This is a genomic window from Lacipirellula parvula, assembly GCF_009177095.1.
Taxonomy (GTDB): Bacteria; Planctomycetota; Planctomycetia; order Pirellulales; family Lacipirellulaceae; genus Lacipirellula; species Lacipirellula parvula.
In genome coordinates, this window is the sequence record NZ_AP021861.1 from 4,052,371 (window position 1) to 4,068,097 (window position 15,727).

Sequence of the window (15,727 nt, forward strand, 5' to 3'; positions counted from 1 at the left end):
GGGATTTTCTGCCACCTGGCGACCTGTTGCAGCCCCGACCTAGCTAGGTCGGGGCTAGAGGGTGCTTGGGAATGCAGCGCGACGGATGGCTGTTGTCGCGAAGCGTCGACTTACTCCTCTTCGCCGTCACCGTCATTGAAAACGGCGACGTAAAGAAACGTTCCTTGAGTGATGTTCACTTCCAGCGAGTGATGAAGCCGCTTGCTGGACGTGGGAAACTCCGTCATCGTGTCCCCGCTGCGTTGGAATAAATGAGGAAGACCGACGCGCTTAAGTAAGGCTTCGTCTTTGAACCAGGCGTCGTAAGCCTTATCGCTATCCGCTTGCCATGTCTCCCAATGAGGCGGGTAATGCTGCTTCGTCCAAACATCAAAAGCGGCGGGATCAACCCTCCCGGCCAACACACGCTTTCCAAACCTTAAGACATAAGTGCGGCAGGCGATCGGTCCGTTCGTCGGGAAGTCTGGAAAAGCGTTCTCCATGCCGCTGGAGTCGTCAGCGAATGACGTTAGCACTTCGTACTTGCCGACTGCACCAGCCCATAGCAGCCACGCGAGCGCGACGAAGAGTACAGCGAAGAATAAGCACCCGATTTGGCAGCCATTCCGTTTGGGCATGCAGGCACTTCGATGGGATTGCATTTTGGTCGTTGAGCAGGCGTGACTATACCAGACGGGGGCATCATTTTGGTCCAACTCAATTGAAACTCTGAGGAGAACCTAACGCACTGCACGAGCTTCGTACTTGCCAGGATCTCTGGCAATTTGGTCGGCAAGCGTACCGACGAATTCTTCTCCTTCGTCGCGATACCCTGCAACTTCCGTCGCGTTAAGTCGTACTCGCATTTCGTACATCGCGATTCCACCGACCATCACGCTTAATACGTAGGCGCCGCCATCTTCAAATAAGATGTACATTCCGCCACAATTGCGTAAGACTTCTTTCATAGTCCGATTGCCACATGCTATTATGCCCCTCCGTCAGCGGAAATTTGGGATAGAGGCTTGAAGGGCCAATATAACGAATCGGTCCTTCGTTCAACGGCGGAGCCGCTGGCCTTTATTAATCTTGCTACCACTCGCTCTTAAGGGTCGCCGCCTTCACTGAGAATCTCGAATCACCTCAATACGAAACGCTTGAGCAACGCATCGCCGCGGAACTGTGGCGGTGGCGAGCGCTGCCAGACGCCGAGCGGGCGATTGTTGGCTCTAACCAGTCGGCGCTGGCAGGCGCGATCGAGTTCTATCTTTGTCGACTGTTCGAGCTCAAGAACTCATCGGCCTCGTCGAGTTGGTGGTGCGATGGAGTCTTCGAACTCGATGTGAGCCAGCGGGCCGAGCGGCAGTTCCTTCTCTTCGGGGCGGCGTACTGGGCTGAGAAGGGCGCGGGGCCGTTCTATTTGGCGCCATTTGAGCTTGAGTTCGAATTCGCCGTAGACGAATCGCGAACCGCGACGCGGATCGTGGCGAGATTTGGGCGGTTGGACGAGCGTGATCGCATTGGGAAGACGCCGAGATCGGCGGGACCTGGGTCATTGGTCGCACGACGTCCGACTCGCGATAAAGATTGGGCGTTTGCAGTGGAGCTGTCGTAGCTCGGCAAACGGCAAGCGACGTGTCGTCGCTGGGCGAGAGCATACCGCCCTGGAGCGTCACTCGACTTTCGGCTCTCAAAACTTCTCCTGTGGCCAAATGCATCTGCTTCGGCCAGAATGCGGCCTTCTCCGCCGGAGGCGTTCGCTGCCGGCGTCTAAGGAGTCAATTCGATGTCCAAATCTTCCGCATCGCCCAATGCGCCGGGGTTCGCCAAGACGTTCGTCTACCCGGCGCTGTTGATCTTCGCCGTGCCATTGGGTTCGCTGCTGTTCTTTCTGCACGTCCAAGCAAGCTTCGACGCTGACTTGCTCGCTTCGATCACGCAGCAGATTAACCAAGACGCGGAGATGCCTGCGGCGGAGAAGGCCGAGGCGATTCAGTTCTTTACCGATCATCCGGCGTCGGAGTTGGTCGCGAGCGGGGACGCCGATCTGGGGCTCACCCCCGAGGCGACGGGCTACTACGCGATGTTCCGTTGGTTGATTCGGCTGTCGCTCTGGTCGTTGCTGGCGGGGTTGGCTGTGCTGGCGCTCGTGGGGGCTTGCATTCCGATTTCGATGCGATCGCATCACGCTCAGTATTTGTGTCTGTCGATCGGCTGGCATGTGTTGCGAATTTACGGCGCGCTGCAAACGATCGTGATCGGCGTGTTGCTCGTGGCGCTGTCGTTTTGGGTGACGGCTTTTTGGTTCGAAATCTATTTCGTCAAGCTGATCTTTATCGCTGGCGCCATGGCGCTGCTGGGGATTGCCGCCGTATTGAAGGGCATCTTCAAGAGCACGCCGAACGAGAATCATATCGTCGGCGAACCTGCCGATCCCGTCGCCAACGCTGCGCTGTTCAACCGTTTGAAGGAGATTTGCGCGAAAGTGGGGACGACTCCTCCCGACAACGTCATCCTGGGCATCGACAACAATTTCTTCGTGACCGAGATGCCGGTGATTGTGAAGGGGAAGCAGTATACGGGTCGTACGTTGTTCGTCAGCCTGTCGCTGTTGAAGCAGTTGCATGAAGAGGAGGCCGACGCGATCTTGGCGCACGAAATGGCGCATTTCAGCGGCCAAGACACGCTCTACTCAAAGAAAATTTCTCCGCTGCTCACTCGCTATGGCCATTACCTGGGGGCGTTGCAGGAGGGAGGGGCGTCGCTGCCGGTGTTCTACTTTATGAACTTCTTTCGGGCGCTGTTTGAGTTGTCGCTCTCGAAGCTGCGGCGCGAGCGGGAGTTCCGCGCCGATCAAATTGCCAAGCAGACGACCTCGACGCCGGCGATGGCGGGAGCGCTGTCGCGGGTGATCGCCTACAGCGCCTACCGCGAGGAGGTCCAGCGGCAACTATTCAGCGAAGAGGTGGCCCTGGAGCAGGCGAACGTTGCGGAGCGCGTTGAGCAAGGATTCCCGGAATATGCCGCGACGTTTTTCTCGCAACCCGACGTCGGCGAGTTGGAGTCGGCGCATCCGTTCGACTCGCACCCTCCGCTGGCGCATCGGCTGGAGGCGGTTGGCCTGCGCATTGAACTGCCGGAAATGCAGGCGCTGCTCGCCCAAACGGGCAACGGCCGGTGGTACGAGCGAATTGCCGACGCCGCCGGTTTGGAGCGGGCGCAGTGGGATGAGTTTGAAGCGGAGTTTCGCCAGTACCACGAGCAATCGCTGCCGTACCGGTATCTGCCCGCGACGGATCAGGAGCGGGAAGTGGTCGTGCGACATTTTCCCGGCGTCTCGTTCACCGGCAAAGAAGGGGAGCTGCGGATTGATTTCGAGAAGATGGCCTTCACCAAATGGGAGGAGCCGATTTACTTCCGCGAAATTTTGCAGCTGCAAATGACCGAGGGGGGCGAGTTGCAGATTAAGTTGCAGCGCGGCAGCGCGAAGCAGAAGGCTTCGATCAAGCTGCAGAAGTTTCCCAATCAGCAGGAAGTGCTCGACGCGCTGAATAGGTTTTGGGGAAGATATCAAACCGCCGTCGCTTACCAAAGCGAGCGAGCGGAGAAGACCAGCTAGAAGACGACGGCTGTTAGGTTCTCGCTGCAAGCGTGGCTGGGGTTGCTTCGCCCCAGAGAAGATACAGGCAGTCGCTCGCAAGCAGCGATCGTGACGGTTTCACCCGAGAGATGAAGCGAATCCCCTAAGACACCGACGCCTTTTGCCTCGGTTTATCGCCAATTCTCGCATGCTGCGACGTTGGCGTGTAACTTATCTCGTGCGTACCGCCGACAGCGGACCTTTGCACGCCCGTCCGTCGCTATGGACCGTTGCACGCTGTGAATTTGGAGGACTACCGCCGTGGCAGACAGCGAACCTGAATCGGAATCGTCATCTGGCAAGCCGGTGGGAATCGGCGTCCTCGTGGTCATTTTGTTGATTGGCGCGAAGGCATTTTTTAGGGCGCAGCCGCACTTGGAGAAGGCGGAGCAGAAGCGCGCAGCTAGCCAAGCACGCGCCGATGCCGCCGCGGCGTTGACGAAGCCCGATCTCGACGCCTATCTGGAGCAGCAGGAAGACTACAACGCAGTCGCCGACTTGCAGCGGGAGTTTCAGCTAAGCGACGAGGAGTTTGAAGACGTTCTTCGCACCGCGTGGTCGTCGAATCATCCCGATGCCGCGATGAATCCCTGGCAGATCCGGATCGGCAACATCAGCGATCCCTACTGGTGGCGGGCACAGCAGAAATGGGAGTTGGAGGAAATTCGCAACGCCTGCCAGCGACGCACCGCTGCGGTTGATTCAGCGGTTGATGCAACGGCAACGCCTGCGGCGCCGGAGCAGAACTGAATGGCTGCTCGCGCGGGCACTTGCAAGCCGCCGCCTATTTCCTCCGTGCAACGCGCCACGACTGTCGGTTCGCGCAGCTGGCTTGTCGATTTTTTCGCCGATCGCTTGCTTTTGGTTCTCACGACTCGCCAGAATGCATGACGGCAGCATGCGGCGCCGCATGACGGAGTCGCATCGCTTGCCTCTCTCCCCGGAACAGAACTCAAGCCACCGCCGTCGCGTGATGCGAACCAACGCAGCCGCCGTCGACTCTGCGCGCCCCGAGCGAGCCTCGGTATTTGATTTGGAGCTGGTTCCGCCGTGGTTGGCGTCGCTCGTCATCCACATGTGTCTCACACTGGTGATGGGGCTGCTCGTGCAGCGGGCGGTCACCGAACCGGGGCTCGACATTACGCTGAGCAGCGGCGGCGATTTGGGGCTGTCAGAATTTGACGCGGGCGGCGGCGGGAGCGGCGATCCGTTGGGCGATTCAACCGGCTTGCCGGCGATCGACGATCCGCTGACGACGGCAAATGCGGCCGCAGCGGCTCCACTCGAAGGGATCATTGAAGAGAGCATCGACGGCGTCGCGACTGGCGAGGCTACGGAGTATGCGTTCGCCGAGGAAGCGGCGGCGCTGTTCGCCGCGAGCACGACGACTGGCAGTTCGGCCCGCAGTGCGGGTGACGGCGGCGCCGGTTCCGGATCGGGCGGCGGCGACGGCGCTGGCGCGGGGACGGGCCGCGGCAATGGTCGCGGGCCGGGTCAGGCGATTACCAGCATGTTCGGACTGGCGGGCGAAGGGGGCGACTTCGTCTATGTGTTCGATCGCTCGGACAGCATGAACTACGTCTACACGCTGGGAGCAGACGACGGGATCACGATGACAGTGACGCCGCTTGAAGCGGCGAAGAAGGAACTGCAGCGAAGTCTCGGCGATTTGAAAGCAGACTGTCGATTTCAGGTCGTGTTTTACAACGACGGCGCGGTGGCGTTCGATAACTCTTCGGAGTTGTTCGGGGCGACGCCCGCCAACATCGGCCGCGTGCGCGACTTCATTCGCAACATGACGGCCGATTCCGGGACGAATCATCTGTCGGGGCTGGAGCAGGCGATCAAAACTAGGCCGCAGGTGATTTTCGTGCTCACCGACGCCGAACAGAAGGACGATCCGCCGATGGAGGAGATTCGCCGACTTGCCGTCGAATGCAAACGGGCGAAGATTCAGATCAATATCGTCCATTTTTGCTCGCAGGCCCGCAGCGACAGCACGCTGCGGCAGTTGGCGCGGCTCACCAAGGGGCAGCATCGGTTCATCACGTTGCGCGAACTGGCGATTGCGAAGTTAAAAGCGAACTATGGGGGCGATCGACGACGGCTGCGGCAGGCAATCTCGGCGCTCGATTAGCGAGCTAATTCCGCTTCACTGCGCGAGTGAGTTGCTTGGCGGCGGCAGCCTTGATTTTGGCGCTGGCCCCGACCTAGCTAGGTCGGGGTTATTGCGGTGCGTGCACGCAAGCGTTTCGCGCGGCGATCACTTGGGGAGCCGTTCAAAGCGGCGCAGGACGTTGTCGAGCGATTGATCGAGCGCCGACGCGAGATCTGGCGGCAGTTCCCAGACGGGCGAGCCGTCGCTGGCGTCGACAAAGCCTCCCCACTGCAGGCGGATCGGCCAGGCGGCGAGTTCGGCGGTTTGGTTGATGCGCTGCATCACGCGCAAGGCCCAAAAGGAACCCCAATGGTCTCGAAAGGCGAGCCAGCGGGCCGCCTGCGCCTCGTGCGGCGCTGAGCAGCGCGGACGACGGGCAATTTCTCCGGCGAGCCATGCGGCGTGGAACAATGCGAGAGCGATGGCGACGCTCGTCGCGGCGTCGAGTTGCTGGAACTGGTTCGTCGTCTGGCTGAAGAGGACGATCTGCCCGGCGGCGACGAGGAACGCCGAGAGGGCGAAGCGGGTCGGCAGGTAATTCAGCAGCCCCATCGCGGCGAGTCCCCACAGAAGGAGTCGCCAGGCGCCGAATAGTTCGAGCCGATGGCCGGTTGGCGCCGCGAGGGCTTGGCCTGCGGGGGCGAGCAGGACTAGCCACAAGGCGACGACGACCCATTGCCAACCGCGGTCTTGGGGCCGTTTGGCGCCTAGGACGGCGATGAGCGGGCAGAAGCTTCCGACGGCGGCCGCGTACCGCCACAGGGAACCGCCGAGCGAGGCGGGGGCGAGGCGCCCCGTGGCCACGGCGGCTTCGACTGCGGCGAGCGCAAGGGCGGCGGCAATCCACCAGAGGGTAGGGGCCGTGAGGGTTGTGCCGCGGACGCGGCGGAGGAGTGCGACGCCGGCAAGCGCGAGGGCGACGGCGAGTGCGGAGGCGAGCCACCCTGGAGAACCATCGAGCGTGGCGGCGGCAATCAGCGTCACTTGCGGCGGCTTCTTAGGGCTTGCTGGCGGGGCAACGCGCAATTTGCGTGGTGAGCGAAATCGGCGTCGGAGACGACTCCCACAATCCTAGTGGGCTCGCACCTTACTGGACGAGCCGCAAATCGCGGGGATTTTGGCCTCGGTCCGATTGTAGCGGTCGGGCAGAGCTGAAAGCATCGGCAAACTTGCCGGTTCAAGTTGCCGGCGCCGCTGGCGTAACGCATGATTCGGCAGCGAAAGATCACCGACGAATCGCCCCCAGCGACGCGGAATCTTGTTCGCTGTGACCGCACATTTGAATGCTTCGGACGCGACGGCGCCAACTGGGGAGTGAGGCGTAGCCGCGGTCGGGGCAAAAGCGAGGGTGGGCGGGGCTCGGCAACGAGCCTCGCCCGCTCTTTTTGCGTTTCTAGCCCGGGCTTCGCCCGGGGGTGGCAGTCCGCGCGACGACGCCAATCGGAATGGTTGCCGGCCCCCGGGCGGAGCCCGGGGCTAGATCAAGGCGGCGATCAGCTGTCAGCCGAACGCTGGCGGTGAAGGCGTCGATTGGCGGCTTACAATCGTTACGACGTAGCGGTCGTGAATCTCTCCCCTAGCCCGTCTCTTCGCGGGAGGGGAATCTTTCGCCAGAATCGGCTTCAGGCGATCTACCGGCTTCGCCGATACATTCAGTATCAAGAGACGGGAGGGCGAAACACTAGTTGTGTTTTGCTTCAGGATAAAGGTAGCGGCAAGTCGACGGATCGACTTGCCGCTACCTTTTTTCATTGTGCTCAGGTTACGCCGCTCAATCAACGGCGGCAAGCTTACTTAGGGGCGCTGGGCGTTGCCACGGGCAACGTCGTTCCCGTCCCGGCCGCGGGAGCGGCAGCCGGCGCCGTACCGCCGGCTGCGGGCGTCGCGGCGCCTGGAGCTCCAGCAGCCGGCAACGTGCCGCCGAGTTCTTTGACGAGCGCTTCGGCTTCTTTGCGGTACATAAACATGCCGTTGCCCGCTTGTTCCAGGACCTGCTCAAGCGCCTTCAGCGCGTTGTCCTTCTGGCCCTTCTGTACCAGGATCTTGGCGACGAGGTAGGCCGAATCGGCGTTGAGCTGACCGCCTTGCACCGCCTTTTGCAGGAACTGGTCGGCGTCGGCCGAGCGGCCGAGCTTCTGTAGGATCCACGCGAGCGTGATGTTCGCTTGCGAGTTGTTGCCGAAGCGTTCGGCGTTCATCTGAGCGTAGCGCAGAGCCTTCTCTTGCTGAGCGAGGTTCGGGCTTTCCGACAGGATGAGCGCGAGGAGGTTGATCGCACCGGCGTTCGACGGGTTGATGCTAAGGACTTGCGTGAGGGCCTCTTCGGCGCCGGCGGCGTCGTTGCGCATCTTGGCGACGAGGCCGTCGAGCATCAACGCGTTTTCCGACGTCGGGGCGTTCTTGCGCATTTCCTCGGCAACGACTTGCGCCTTGTCGAGTTGATCTTGCTGGATCAACCATTCGGCGTAGGCGCGGGCCGTGGCTTCGTTCTTGCCATCTTCCTTAAAAGCTTGCTCGAACGCCTTACGAGCTTCGTCGATCTTGTTGTCTTGGGTGAAGAGCTGACCGAGGACGATGTACGGGTGGCTCGACTGTGTGTTGAGTTCACGGGCCTTCTTGAATTCGTTGAAGGCGTCGGCCGGCTTCTTTAGGCGGAACATCGTTTCGCCGAGGCGGGTGTGAGCGGCAGCGCTATCGGGATCGAGCTCGACCCACTTCACGAGGAGCGCGTTGGCCGGCTCCCACTGCTGACGGCGTTGGTGCACCGCGGCGAGTCCGGCTAGCACGCGGATTTGGAAGTTCTGCTGACGCTTCGCGTTGTCGCTGAACTTGTCGACAAGCGACTTCGCCTTCTCGAACAGGGCATGCGACTCGGTCGTGCGGCCTTCGGCAAACGCGAGGTCGGCAAGCAGCAGGTAGGCTTCCGGGTCGTCGGGGTAGTTGGTGACGGTCGATTCAAGGGCGGCGCGGGCTTGTTCGCCGTTGCGAGCAAACACGAACAACTTCGCCAGCATCAGGTCGACCGGGGGCAGCTTCGGGTACTTTTGCTTCGCGAGCTCAAGATATTCCTTGGCGCCTTTGACGTCGCCGTTTTTGAACCGTTGCAGCGCGCTGTCGATTTCTGGGTAAGACTGGTTGGAGAGCGAAACCGAATCGCCGATCAGGTTCTCGACGGTGAAGGGATCTTGCGGAGCGGCAACGCCGCCAGGAGCGGCAGCCGGGGCGCCAGGAGCGCCGGCGGCCGGAGCCGCGGGCGTGGTTGCCTGGGCGTGAGCGTCCCCTGGCTGAATGCCGATCACCGCGGCGACCAGAGCGGCGGAGCTCAGGCCAAGAGCGCCGCGAAACGTGCGCGAAGTCATGATCAACCTTTCTGAGTAGTTGCCCTCCGACGCGCGGTCATCGCGCGTCGAAGTTTGAATTGTTGTGCTTTGCCTGGGCAGGGAGGGACGCCGCTGACGGCGCTTCCCAGCATTCTAGACGAAGTCGACGGGTCGGCGACACTAGATTCTAGGGACTCCGGGCTCCGGGACCATGGGTGAGGGACGAGTTGCAGAACTGTAGCGATCGTACTGATTGGGCGACTTTCCGCGGGAGTCGCGGGGCCAGCCGTGACGGGAGCTCGGCGGGGCTTTGAGAGGTCGTCAGGAAACGAAGCCAAGCGGCGGCGGAGGTCGCTTGCTCGACTCTGCGGGCCCCTCCGCCTATATTGAGGTTCTTCCAGGCGGTCTGCGGTGCGTTCTAGAGGACTGGAACGCAGCTCGCCCGCCGTCTCTGTCGCTTCCGCGAAGGAACCTCAAGCTTTGTTGGTCGGGCCCGTCTTTACCCGAGAGTTGGCGACGGCCCCGCGGTCTTGGCGGCTCTACCTCTCGCGAGCCATCTATATCGCCGCCCTCTTTGGGCTGGTTTGTACGGCGTGGCTGATCCTGTTCGGGTCGCAGCCGGTTCGAACGCTCGGCGATTTGTCTCGCTTCGGCGCCGCCGTGTTCGCCCTGTTGGCGCCGGTGCAGCTCGCGATGGCGATTGGCTTCTCGGCGCTGCTCACGGCGGCGGCGGTCGCCCAGGAAAAAGATCGTCGTACGCTCGACCTGCTGCTGATGACGCGGATGACCAACTCGGAATTGGTCGTGGGCAAGCTGCTGGCGAGCATGCTGACGGTGCTCGTGCTGATTCTTGCCGCCGTACCGTTGTTTATGCTGCTCGCGTTGTTGGGAGGCGTGTCGCACGCGCAGATCTTGCGCGTGATGGGCGTGACGCTCGCCGCCGCCGCAGCCGCGGGAAGTCTCGGTTCGACGATCGCGCTGTGGCGTGAGAAAACGTTCCAAACCCTCGCGATGACGGCGCTCGCGCTGATGTTGTGGCTGCTGGCGGGCGAGGGAATCGCGGCCATGGCGAGCGACGAGCCGCTGGCGCTCGGCGTTGATGCATCGCACTGGGCGATCGCCGTCAGTCCGTTGCGGGCGATCTTCGCGGCGGCGGCGCCGCGGACGGAGTTTACGCCGATGTTCGCCGACGCGCCGTGGCTGGGGGCGTCGTCCGATGTGTTCACGATCGCCGCTGCGGGGATGGCGCTCGCGCTCAACCTGCTGGCGATTCTGCTGGTGCGGGTTTGGAATCCGACGCGCGAAGCGCGTCCGCAAACGGCCGACGAAACGCACAACGAAATCGACGAGTCGGCCGCGCCGCGCGACGTGCATGCCGCGCCTGGGCGGACGAAGGAAGTGTGGGACAACCCGATTTTGTGGCGGGAGGTCTGCACCTGGGCCTACGGCAAGAAGGTCGTCGTCGTGCGGCTCGCGTACCTCGCCATCTTCGCGGCGTGCGCTTGGGGCGTGTACGGCATTTTGAAAACAGAGCCCGTGAACGCCGCCGGCGGCGCGATGCCCGACGCTTCACGGCCGCTCGTGCCGCTACTGGTGCTCGGCCTTGTGCTGGTCAACGCGCTGGCAGTGACGTCGATCACCAACGAGCGCGACTCGGGGGCGCTCGACCTGCTGTTGGTGACCGACCTCACGCCGAAGGAAATCATCTTCGGCAAGTTGTGGGGCGTGCTGTTCAACGCGAAAGAGATGATCGTGCTGCCGGCGCTATTGTGCGTCGTCTGCTGGTGGTACGAACGGATTTCGACCGAGAACCTGCTGTTCATGCTGGGCAGCCTGGCGGTGCTCAACGCGTTTGTCGCCATGCTGGGCGTGCACTCGGGGATGACTTATCCGAACTCGCGGTCGGCCGTCGGGGTGAGCATCGGCACGCTGTTGTTCTTGCTGCTGGGCGTCGCGGTGTGCATGCGGATGATGGTGGCGTTCCAGGCGAACTTTGAGAATCAGCTGCTGTCGTTTGTGGCATTCATGCTCGGCGGCGGGGCGGGGTTGTTCTTCGCGCTGGGGCGGCGGAATCCGTCGCCGGCGATTTGGTGGGCGTCGATGCTCGCGCCGTTCGCGACGTTTTACGTGATCTCGACGTTCTTACAGCTGAGCTACGGCGCTGCGGCGCTCGTGACCATTTTGATGTACGGCTTCGCGACCGCGACGCTGCTGATTCCCGCCATCTTTGAATTCGACGTCGCCACCGGGCGAACTACGGCGCGAGATATTTAGCTGCCCGCTCACGCGGCATGGCGCGCTATGATCCAAGAATTCGGCTTCCACTTTATCGCGATGCTCGTGCTGACGGCCCTCTCGGCCTTCTGCTCCTGCTCGGAGGCCGCCATCTTCTCGCTGCAGCCCGACGACCGTCGGAGGCTGCAAAAGGGAAACGCGGCGCAGCGAACTGCGGTGGAGCTACTCGGCCGGCCTGATCGGCTGCTGACGGCGATCTTGTTTTGGAATCTGCTGTTCAGCTTTGGATTCTTCGTTGTCGGCGCCGACGTCGAGCATCGCCTCAGCGCGAGCAACCGCACGACGGAAAATAGCGTGCTGATGGTCGGATCGTTGCTCGCGATGATCGTCTTCGGCGAAATGCTTCCGAAGACGATCGGCGTCCAGCAGCCGCGCGTCTTCGCGAGCCTGTGCAGTTTGCCGCTCGCGGCGATGGTCCGCGTCATCGACCCGATGATGCCGGTCTTCGCCGCCGCGAACAACCTGCTGCAGCGGGTGTTTCTGCCGAACTTCGAGCGCGAGCCGTATCTTGAAATCAGCGATCTGGAGCGTGCGATCGAACTGTCGACGAGCGACGCGCAGTTGGCGGCGCTCGAGCAATCGGCGCTGCGCAACATCGTGCTCCTCTCGGAACTACCGGCCGAGGAACTGATGCGGCCGCGGAATCAGTATCAGTCTTACGCGGCGCCGGTGCACTTGGAGCATTTGCAGGGCGAACTGCCGCCGGCGGGCTACTTGCTGATTACCGAGGATGAAAGCGACGACGTCACGGCGGCGATTCCGCTGAAGCAACTCTCGACGATCCCGCGGCATCACCTCGAAAAGTTCGCCCAACCGGTCGTCTACGTGCCATGGTGCGCGACGGTCGCGGCGATTCTGGATGAACTGCGTCGGCAGCAGCGCGACGTCGCCGTCGTCGTCAACGAGTATGGCGAAACGATTGGCATCGTCACGATCGAAGACGTGCTGGAAACGATCTTTGAAGAGCAGTCGAGCCGCAGCGCGCGGTTGCTGGCGACTTCTTCGATCGTGCCGGTGGCGCCCGATCGCTGGCACGTGACCGGCATGACGAACCTGCGGCGGTTGAGTCGCCACTTTGACGTGCCGCTGGAGGCGAGCCGCAGCGTGACGGTGGCGGGCGTCATGCAGGAGGAGTTGCAGCGCATTCCGGTGGAAGGGGACGAGCTCGTGTGGAGCGGGTTCCACTTTCGCGTCCTCGAAGCGGGCGACGCCGGCGATGTGAAGATCGAACTGCAAATCCCGCCAGCTGGAGGGCCGTTGCCATGATCGCAGCCCTCGCGCTGTTCGTCGCCGCGCTGGCGATGAACGCCTTTTTTAGCGGCACGGAAACAGGCTTTTTTCGCCTCAGCCGACTGCGGCTGGTGATGGAAGGCGTTGCCGGCGACCGGATGTCGCGGATTCTGTTGTGGTTCGCGAATCAGCCGTCGATCTTCGTCGCAACGGCGCTCGTCGGCAACAACCTGGCGAACGACCTCACCTCGCAAGCGGTGATCCTGGCGACGACGTCGTTATGGCCCGCAGGCGGAATCTTGGCGAAGCTGCTGCCGCCGCTCATCGTGACGCCGTTCATGTTCATCTGCGGCGACTTGCTGCCGAAGAACGTCTTTTTTAACGCACCGAATCGCTTGATGCGACGCTCGACGCCGCTGGTGGTCGTCGCCGCGGTGATCTTCGCGCCGATCACTTTCGTGCTGTGGCTGCTGAGCCTTGTGCTGCAGTTGTTCACGAGCGAACGGCCGGAAGAACTGCGGCTGTCGCTCGCGCGGCGCGAGCTGACGGCGATGCTCGTCGAAGGGCACGAAGCGGGGCTGCTGCGACCGGTGCAGCGGACGCTGGCCCAAGCGATGCTGGCGGTCGCGGCGCAGCCGGTGAAGAACTACGCCACGCCAGTGAGCCGCATGGTGCGGGTGACGACGACGATGAGCCGCAGCGAGATGCTACGCTTGGCTCAGCGCTACAACCGCACATTGCTGCCGGTGGAAGACTTTCACCAGAAGCGACGGCTGATCGGCTTCATTCGCACGATCGATCTGTTTCTCGATGCGCCGGCGAGCGAACTGCATCCGGAGCCGTTCGTCGAGCTCAACGAGAACGAAACATTTTTGTCGGCGCTCGGGAAGTTGAGCGTGGCCGAGGATGCGCTCGGTCACGTGACCGGCGCTGGCGGCAAGACGGTCGGGTTTGTGACCGGTCGCGAGCTGCGGCAGGCGATGCTGCGCGAGCAATGATCTCGCCCCTACATCCCTCTGGCTCCCTCCCCCTTGAGGGGAGGGCTGGGGAGGGGGTAACGAATCCTGGTACCCGCTTCAGTCACCCCTCCCTAACCCTCCCCCTCAAGGGGAGGGGACCTCAGGGGTGGTCTTATGCGTTAGCGCGAGTAGCCGAGCGACTTGAAGATCGACAGCATCTCTTCGAAGTTGATGAACCGCCGGCGGTGACTCAGCTTGTAGGTGTCGATCGCGCGAGCCAGCTCGGCGGCGTCGGGCGACAGCTCGGTGTAGCTATTGGAGAATTGCCGGCGCTCGCGTCCTGGGCCATCGGCTTCCGAGAGCGGATTGCGACGGTCGATGAATGCCGGTTGCTCGGTGACCAAGGTGCTCGACATGACGGAACTCCGGTAGGGGAGGGGGTTGGCGGGCGACGGCCGTCGCCCAGGCGGGAGGAAGCCGCCGCAGCGAACTTCCGCGTAAATTTACCTCACATGGTGCGCGCCGCGGCTGGCCGAGGGTTTCGGCCGGGGATTCCGCATAGCCGGCGGGCGGTCGGCGCCGGTCGTACCGGTTGTGCGGGGCTAGCGGCGAATCGGCACGTCCACGCCGGGTACGCCCGCGCCCTCGAGCTGGGCCAGGAGCGCCTTGCTTTCCGGGTGTTCGGCGTTGAGCGCGAGCGCTTGCCGGACGGTTGTCGTCGCTTCGCCAGCGCGGCCGGCGTTGCTTTGCGCTAACGCCAGTTGGTAGAGAAGTTCCGGCGGCGGATTACCCTTCTGGCTGGCCGCGTAGAGATTCGAAACCGCCTCGTCGGGCCGGCCAACCGTACCGTAGGCCATCCCGGCAAGCCACAAGGCTTCCCGCGGCTCTTCGCCGGGGGGAGCAGCTTCGAACAAGTGGTGCAGCGTCGTCAGACAACGCTGCGGATGACCGGTCTGGTACTGTAGCTCGGCAGTAATCTGTAGCACGTTGCCGTTGTTGGGAGCGTAACGCAACGCCTGATGCATGTCAGCGAGCGCCTGATCGAACTCGCCGCGATGGCGATAGACGCGGCCGCGGAGTTCCCAGGCGCCAGCGAGCGTCGGGTCGAGCGCGATCGCTTCTTCAGCCTTGATCAACGCGCGATCCGCAAAGCCGAGACCGAGGAGCATTTCGCCGCAGCGGACGACCGTCGGAGCATGTTGCGAATCGAGGCCGACGGCGGCCTGCATTTGGATCGCCGCCTCTTCGCGTTCGCCCTTCTTCCACAGTATTTCCGAGTACTGGCGGCGAGCGTCGATGTCGCGGGGGCTGGCGGCGACGGCGTGCTCCAGCAGGCTGATGGCTTTCTCGGTGTCGCCCTGCTCGGCGGCGGCGACCGCGTCGACAGATAGCTGGCGGCAGGTCGCGACTGAATCGGGGACGATCTTCTGGCGGCCTCGCCACGACGCACACCCCGCGGAAGTTGCGAACAATCCCCAACCAACGCACCCGATGGCAGCCCACCGAGTCGTCTGTCGCGAGATTTGCTCGAACCGTCGGGGGTTGGGTTTCATCAAGCGCAAGCGCTCTCGCCAACGATGAGTTCGGCCACGCGGACGCAAAAATTGTCATTCAGCACCAGCACTTCGCCGCGGGCGATGAGCCGCCCGTTGACGTAAATATCGGCCGGATCGCCGGCCAGCTTGTCGAGCGGCACGACGGTCCCTTGGCGGAGTTTGAGGATCTCCTCGAGGTGCATGTGCGTGCGGCCGAGTTCGATCGTGAGATCGAGCTGCACGTCGCGCATCAGTTCGAGCGTCGCCGCTTCGGCGGTCGGCGGCGCGCCGGCGAACTCGTTGAATTTGAACGTCTGGATGCCGGCCGGCATCGTGTTGACGGGCTCGTCGACCGAAGCAAGCGCCATCTCCGCCTTGCGAAGCAGCAACTCGATGTCGTCTTGCGAGATCGAGTTGTCGGCCGAGGCGGCTGCGGGTTTTGGTTTTGCGGCGGCCGGCGGTGCGGCTGCTGGAGCCGACGGAGCGGCGGCGCTCGGCGGCGGACCTGCCGCGGCCATTCCCTCTTGAGCCTGCCTCAGCAGTTGCTCAATCTCATCCTGTTCGACTTGATGAGACTCTTCGGCCATGGCATCCATCCTTGGAAAAGTTCG

At 62.7% G+C, this 15,727-nt stretch carries 13 protein-coding genes; 6 read left to right on the forward strand and 7 right to left on the reverse strand.

What is annotated here, in order from left to right; genetic code table 11:
* Positions 1 to 110 precede the first annotated feature (110 nt).
* Together PLANPX_RS15745 and PLANPX_RS15750 are read right to left on the reverse strand one after the other, a co-directional pair.
* Positions 111 to 617 carry a hypothetical protein gene (locus PLANPX_RS15745; RefSeq protein WP_152099649.1) on the reverse strand — a complete coding sequence of 169 codons (507 nt, stop codon included), beginning with the start codon at positions 615 to 617 and terminating at the stop codon, positions 111 to 113.
* 102 nt (positions 618 to 719) lie between these two features.
* Positions 720 to 947 (reverse strand): hypothetical protein, encoded by a 228-nt coding sequence (locus PLANPX_RS15750; protein WP_152099650.1) that lies wholly within the window; start codon positions 945 to 947, stop codon positions 720 to 722.
* Positions 948 to 1,765: 818 nt separating this feature from the next.
* Here PLANPX_RS15750 and PLANPX_RS15755 point away from each other — a divergent pair.
* The 3 genes from PLANPX_RS15755 to PLANPX_RS15765 all read left to right on the forward strand — a co-directional run bounded on the left by PLANPX_RS15755 (position 1,766) and on the right by PLANPX_RS15765 (position 5,756).
* On the forward strand, positions 1,766 to 3,598 hold the full coding sequence (locus PLANPX_RS15755) for a M48 family metallopeptidase (RefSeq protein WP_152099651.1): 1,833 nt from the start codon (positions 1,766 to 1,768) through the stop codon (positions 3,596 to 3,598).
* Between the two features lie 282 nt (positions 3,599 to 3,880).
* Positions 3,881 to 4,369, forward strand: coding sequence for a hypothetical protein (locus tag PLANPX_RS15760; protein ID WP_152099652.1), 489 nt, complete (start codon positions 3,881 to 3,883; stop codon positions 4,367 to 4,369).
* Positions 4,370 to 4,502: 133 nt separating this feature from the next.
* Positions 4,503 to 5,756, forward strand: a complete 1,254-nt coding sequence (locus PLANPX_RS15765) for a VWA domain-containing protein (protein ID WP_232536135.1) — start codon at positions 4,503 to 4,505, stop codon at positions 5,754 to 5,756.
* 126 nt (positions 5,757 to 5,882) lie between these two features.
* On the opposite strand, the gene PLANPX_RS15770 is transcribed toward PLANPX_RS15765, so the two are convergent.
* Together PLANPX_RS15770 and PLANPX_RS15775 are read right to left on the reverse strand one after the other, a co-directional pair.
* On the reverse strand, positions 5,883 to 6,761 hold the full coding sequence (locus PLANPX_RS15770) for a hypothetical protein (protein ID WP_152099654.1): 879 nt from the start codon (positions 6,759 to 6,761) through the stop codon (positions 5,883 to 5,885).
* Positions 6,762 to 7,567: 806 nt separating this feature from the next.
* Entirely contained in the window at positions 7,568 to 9,136 is a 1,569-nt protein-coding gene (locus PLANPX_RS15775; RefSeq protein ID WP_152099655.1) for a tetratricopeptide repeat protein, read from the reverse strand.
* Positions 9,137 to 9,508: 372 nt separating this feature from the next.
* Between PLANPX_RS15775 and PLANPX_RS15780 the strand changes: the two genes are divergently transcribed.
* Genes PLANPX_RS15780 through PLANPX_RS15790 form a run of 3 tightly spaced genes read left to right on the forward strand, consistent with a single transcriptional unit; the run spans position 9,509 to position 13,620 of the window.
* Positions 9,509 to 11,371, forward strand: a complete 1,863-nt coding sequence (locus PLANPX_RS15780; protein ID WP_232536137.1) for an ABC transporter permease — start codon at positions 9,509 to 9,511, stop codon at positions 11,369 to 11,371.
* Positions 11,372 to 11,398: 27 nt separating this feature from the next.
* The gene (locus tag PLANPX_RS15785; protein ID WP_152099656.1) at positions 11,399 to 12,658 is read left to right on the forward strand and encodes a CNNM domain-containing protein; all 1,260 of its coding nucleotides are present in this window, start codon (positions 11,399 to 11,401) and stop codon (positions 12,656 to 12,658) included.
* Positions 12,655 to 13,620, forward strand: a complete 966-nt coding sequence (locus PLANPX_RS15790) for a CNNM domain-containing protein (RefSeq protein WP_152099657.1) — start codon at positions 12,655 to 12,657, stop codon at positions 13,618 to 13,620. Before PLANPX_RS15785 ends, PLANPX_RS15790 begins: the two co-directional genes overlap by 4 nt.
* Before the next feature lie 140 nt (positions 13,621 to 13,760).
* Here the strand turns inward: PLANPX_RS15790 and PLANPX_RS15795 are convergent, their stop codons facing one another.
* The 3 genes from PLANPX_RS15795 to fliN all read right to left on the reverse strand — a co-directional run bounded on the left by PLANPX_RS15795 (position 13,761) and on the right by fliN (position 15,703).
* Positions 13,761 to 13,997 (reverse strand): hypothetical protein, encoded by a 237-nt coding sequence (locus tag PLANPX_RS15795; protein ID WP_152099658.1) that lies wholly within the window; start codon positions 13,995 to 13,997, stop codon positions 13,761 to 13,763.
* 186 nt (positions 13,998 to 14,183) lie between these two features.
* The gene (locus tag PLANPX_RS15800; protein WP_152099659.1) at positions 14,184 to 15,134 is read right to left on the reverse strand and encodes a tetratricopeptide repeat protein; all 951 of its coding nucleotides are present in this window, start codon (positions 15,132 to 15,134) and stop codon (positions 14,184 to 14,186) included.
* Positions 15,134 to 15,703: a flagellar motor switch protein FliN gene (fliN, locus tag PLANPX_RS15805; RefSeq protein WP_152099660.1), complete on the reverse strand. Its 570-nt coding sequence runs from the start codon at positions 15,701 to 15,703 to the stop codon at positions 15,134 to 15,136. The genes PLANPX_RS15800 and fliN overlap by 1 nt, the downstream gene beginning before the upstream one ends.
* Positions 15,704 to 15,727 lie beyond the last annotated feature (24 nt).

Coding starts and splice junctions, on each gene's coding strand:
- PLANPX_RS15745 (WP_152099649.1), bottom strand. CDS start 617: ATGCCCAAACGGAATGGCTGCCAAATCGGGTGCTTATTCTTCGCTGTA.
- PLANPX_RS15750 (WP_152099650.1), bottom strand. CDS start 947: ATGAAAGAAGTCTTACGCAATTGTGGCGGAATGTACATCTTATTTGAA.
- PLANPX_RS15755 (WP_152099651.1), top strand. CDS start 1,766: ATGTCCAAATCTTCCGCATCGCCCAATGCGCCGGGGTTCGCCAAGACG.
- PLANPX_RS15765 (WP_232536135.1), top strand. CDS start 4,503: ATGCATGACGGCAGCATGCGGCGCCGCATGACGGAGTCGCATCGCTTG.
- PLANPX_RS15775 (WP_152099655.1), bottom strand. CDS start 9,136: ATGACTTCGCGCACGTTTCGCGGCGCTCTTGGCCTGAGCTCCGCCGCT.
- PLANPX_RS15785 (WP_152099656.1), top strand. CDS start 11,399: ATGATCCAAGAATTCGGCTTCCACTTTATCGCGATGCTCGTGCTGACG.
- PLANPX_RS15790 (WP_152099657.1), top strand. CDS start 12,655: ATGATCGCAGCCCTCGCGCTGTTCGTCGCCGCGCTGGCGATGAACGCC.
- PLANPX_RS15795 (WP_152099658.1), bottom strand. CDS start 13,997: ATGTCGAGCACCTTGGTCACCGAGCAACCGGCATTCATCGACCGTCGC.
- PLANPX_RS15800 (WP_152099659.1), bottom strand. CDS start 15,134: ATGAAACCCAACCCCCGACGGTTCGAGCAAATCTCGCGACAGACGACT.
- fliN (WP_152099660.1), bottom strand. CDS start 15,703: ATGGCCGAAGAGTCTCATCAAGTCGAACAGGATGAGATTGAGCAACTG.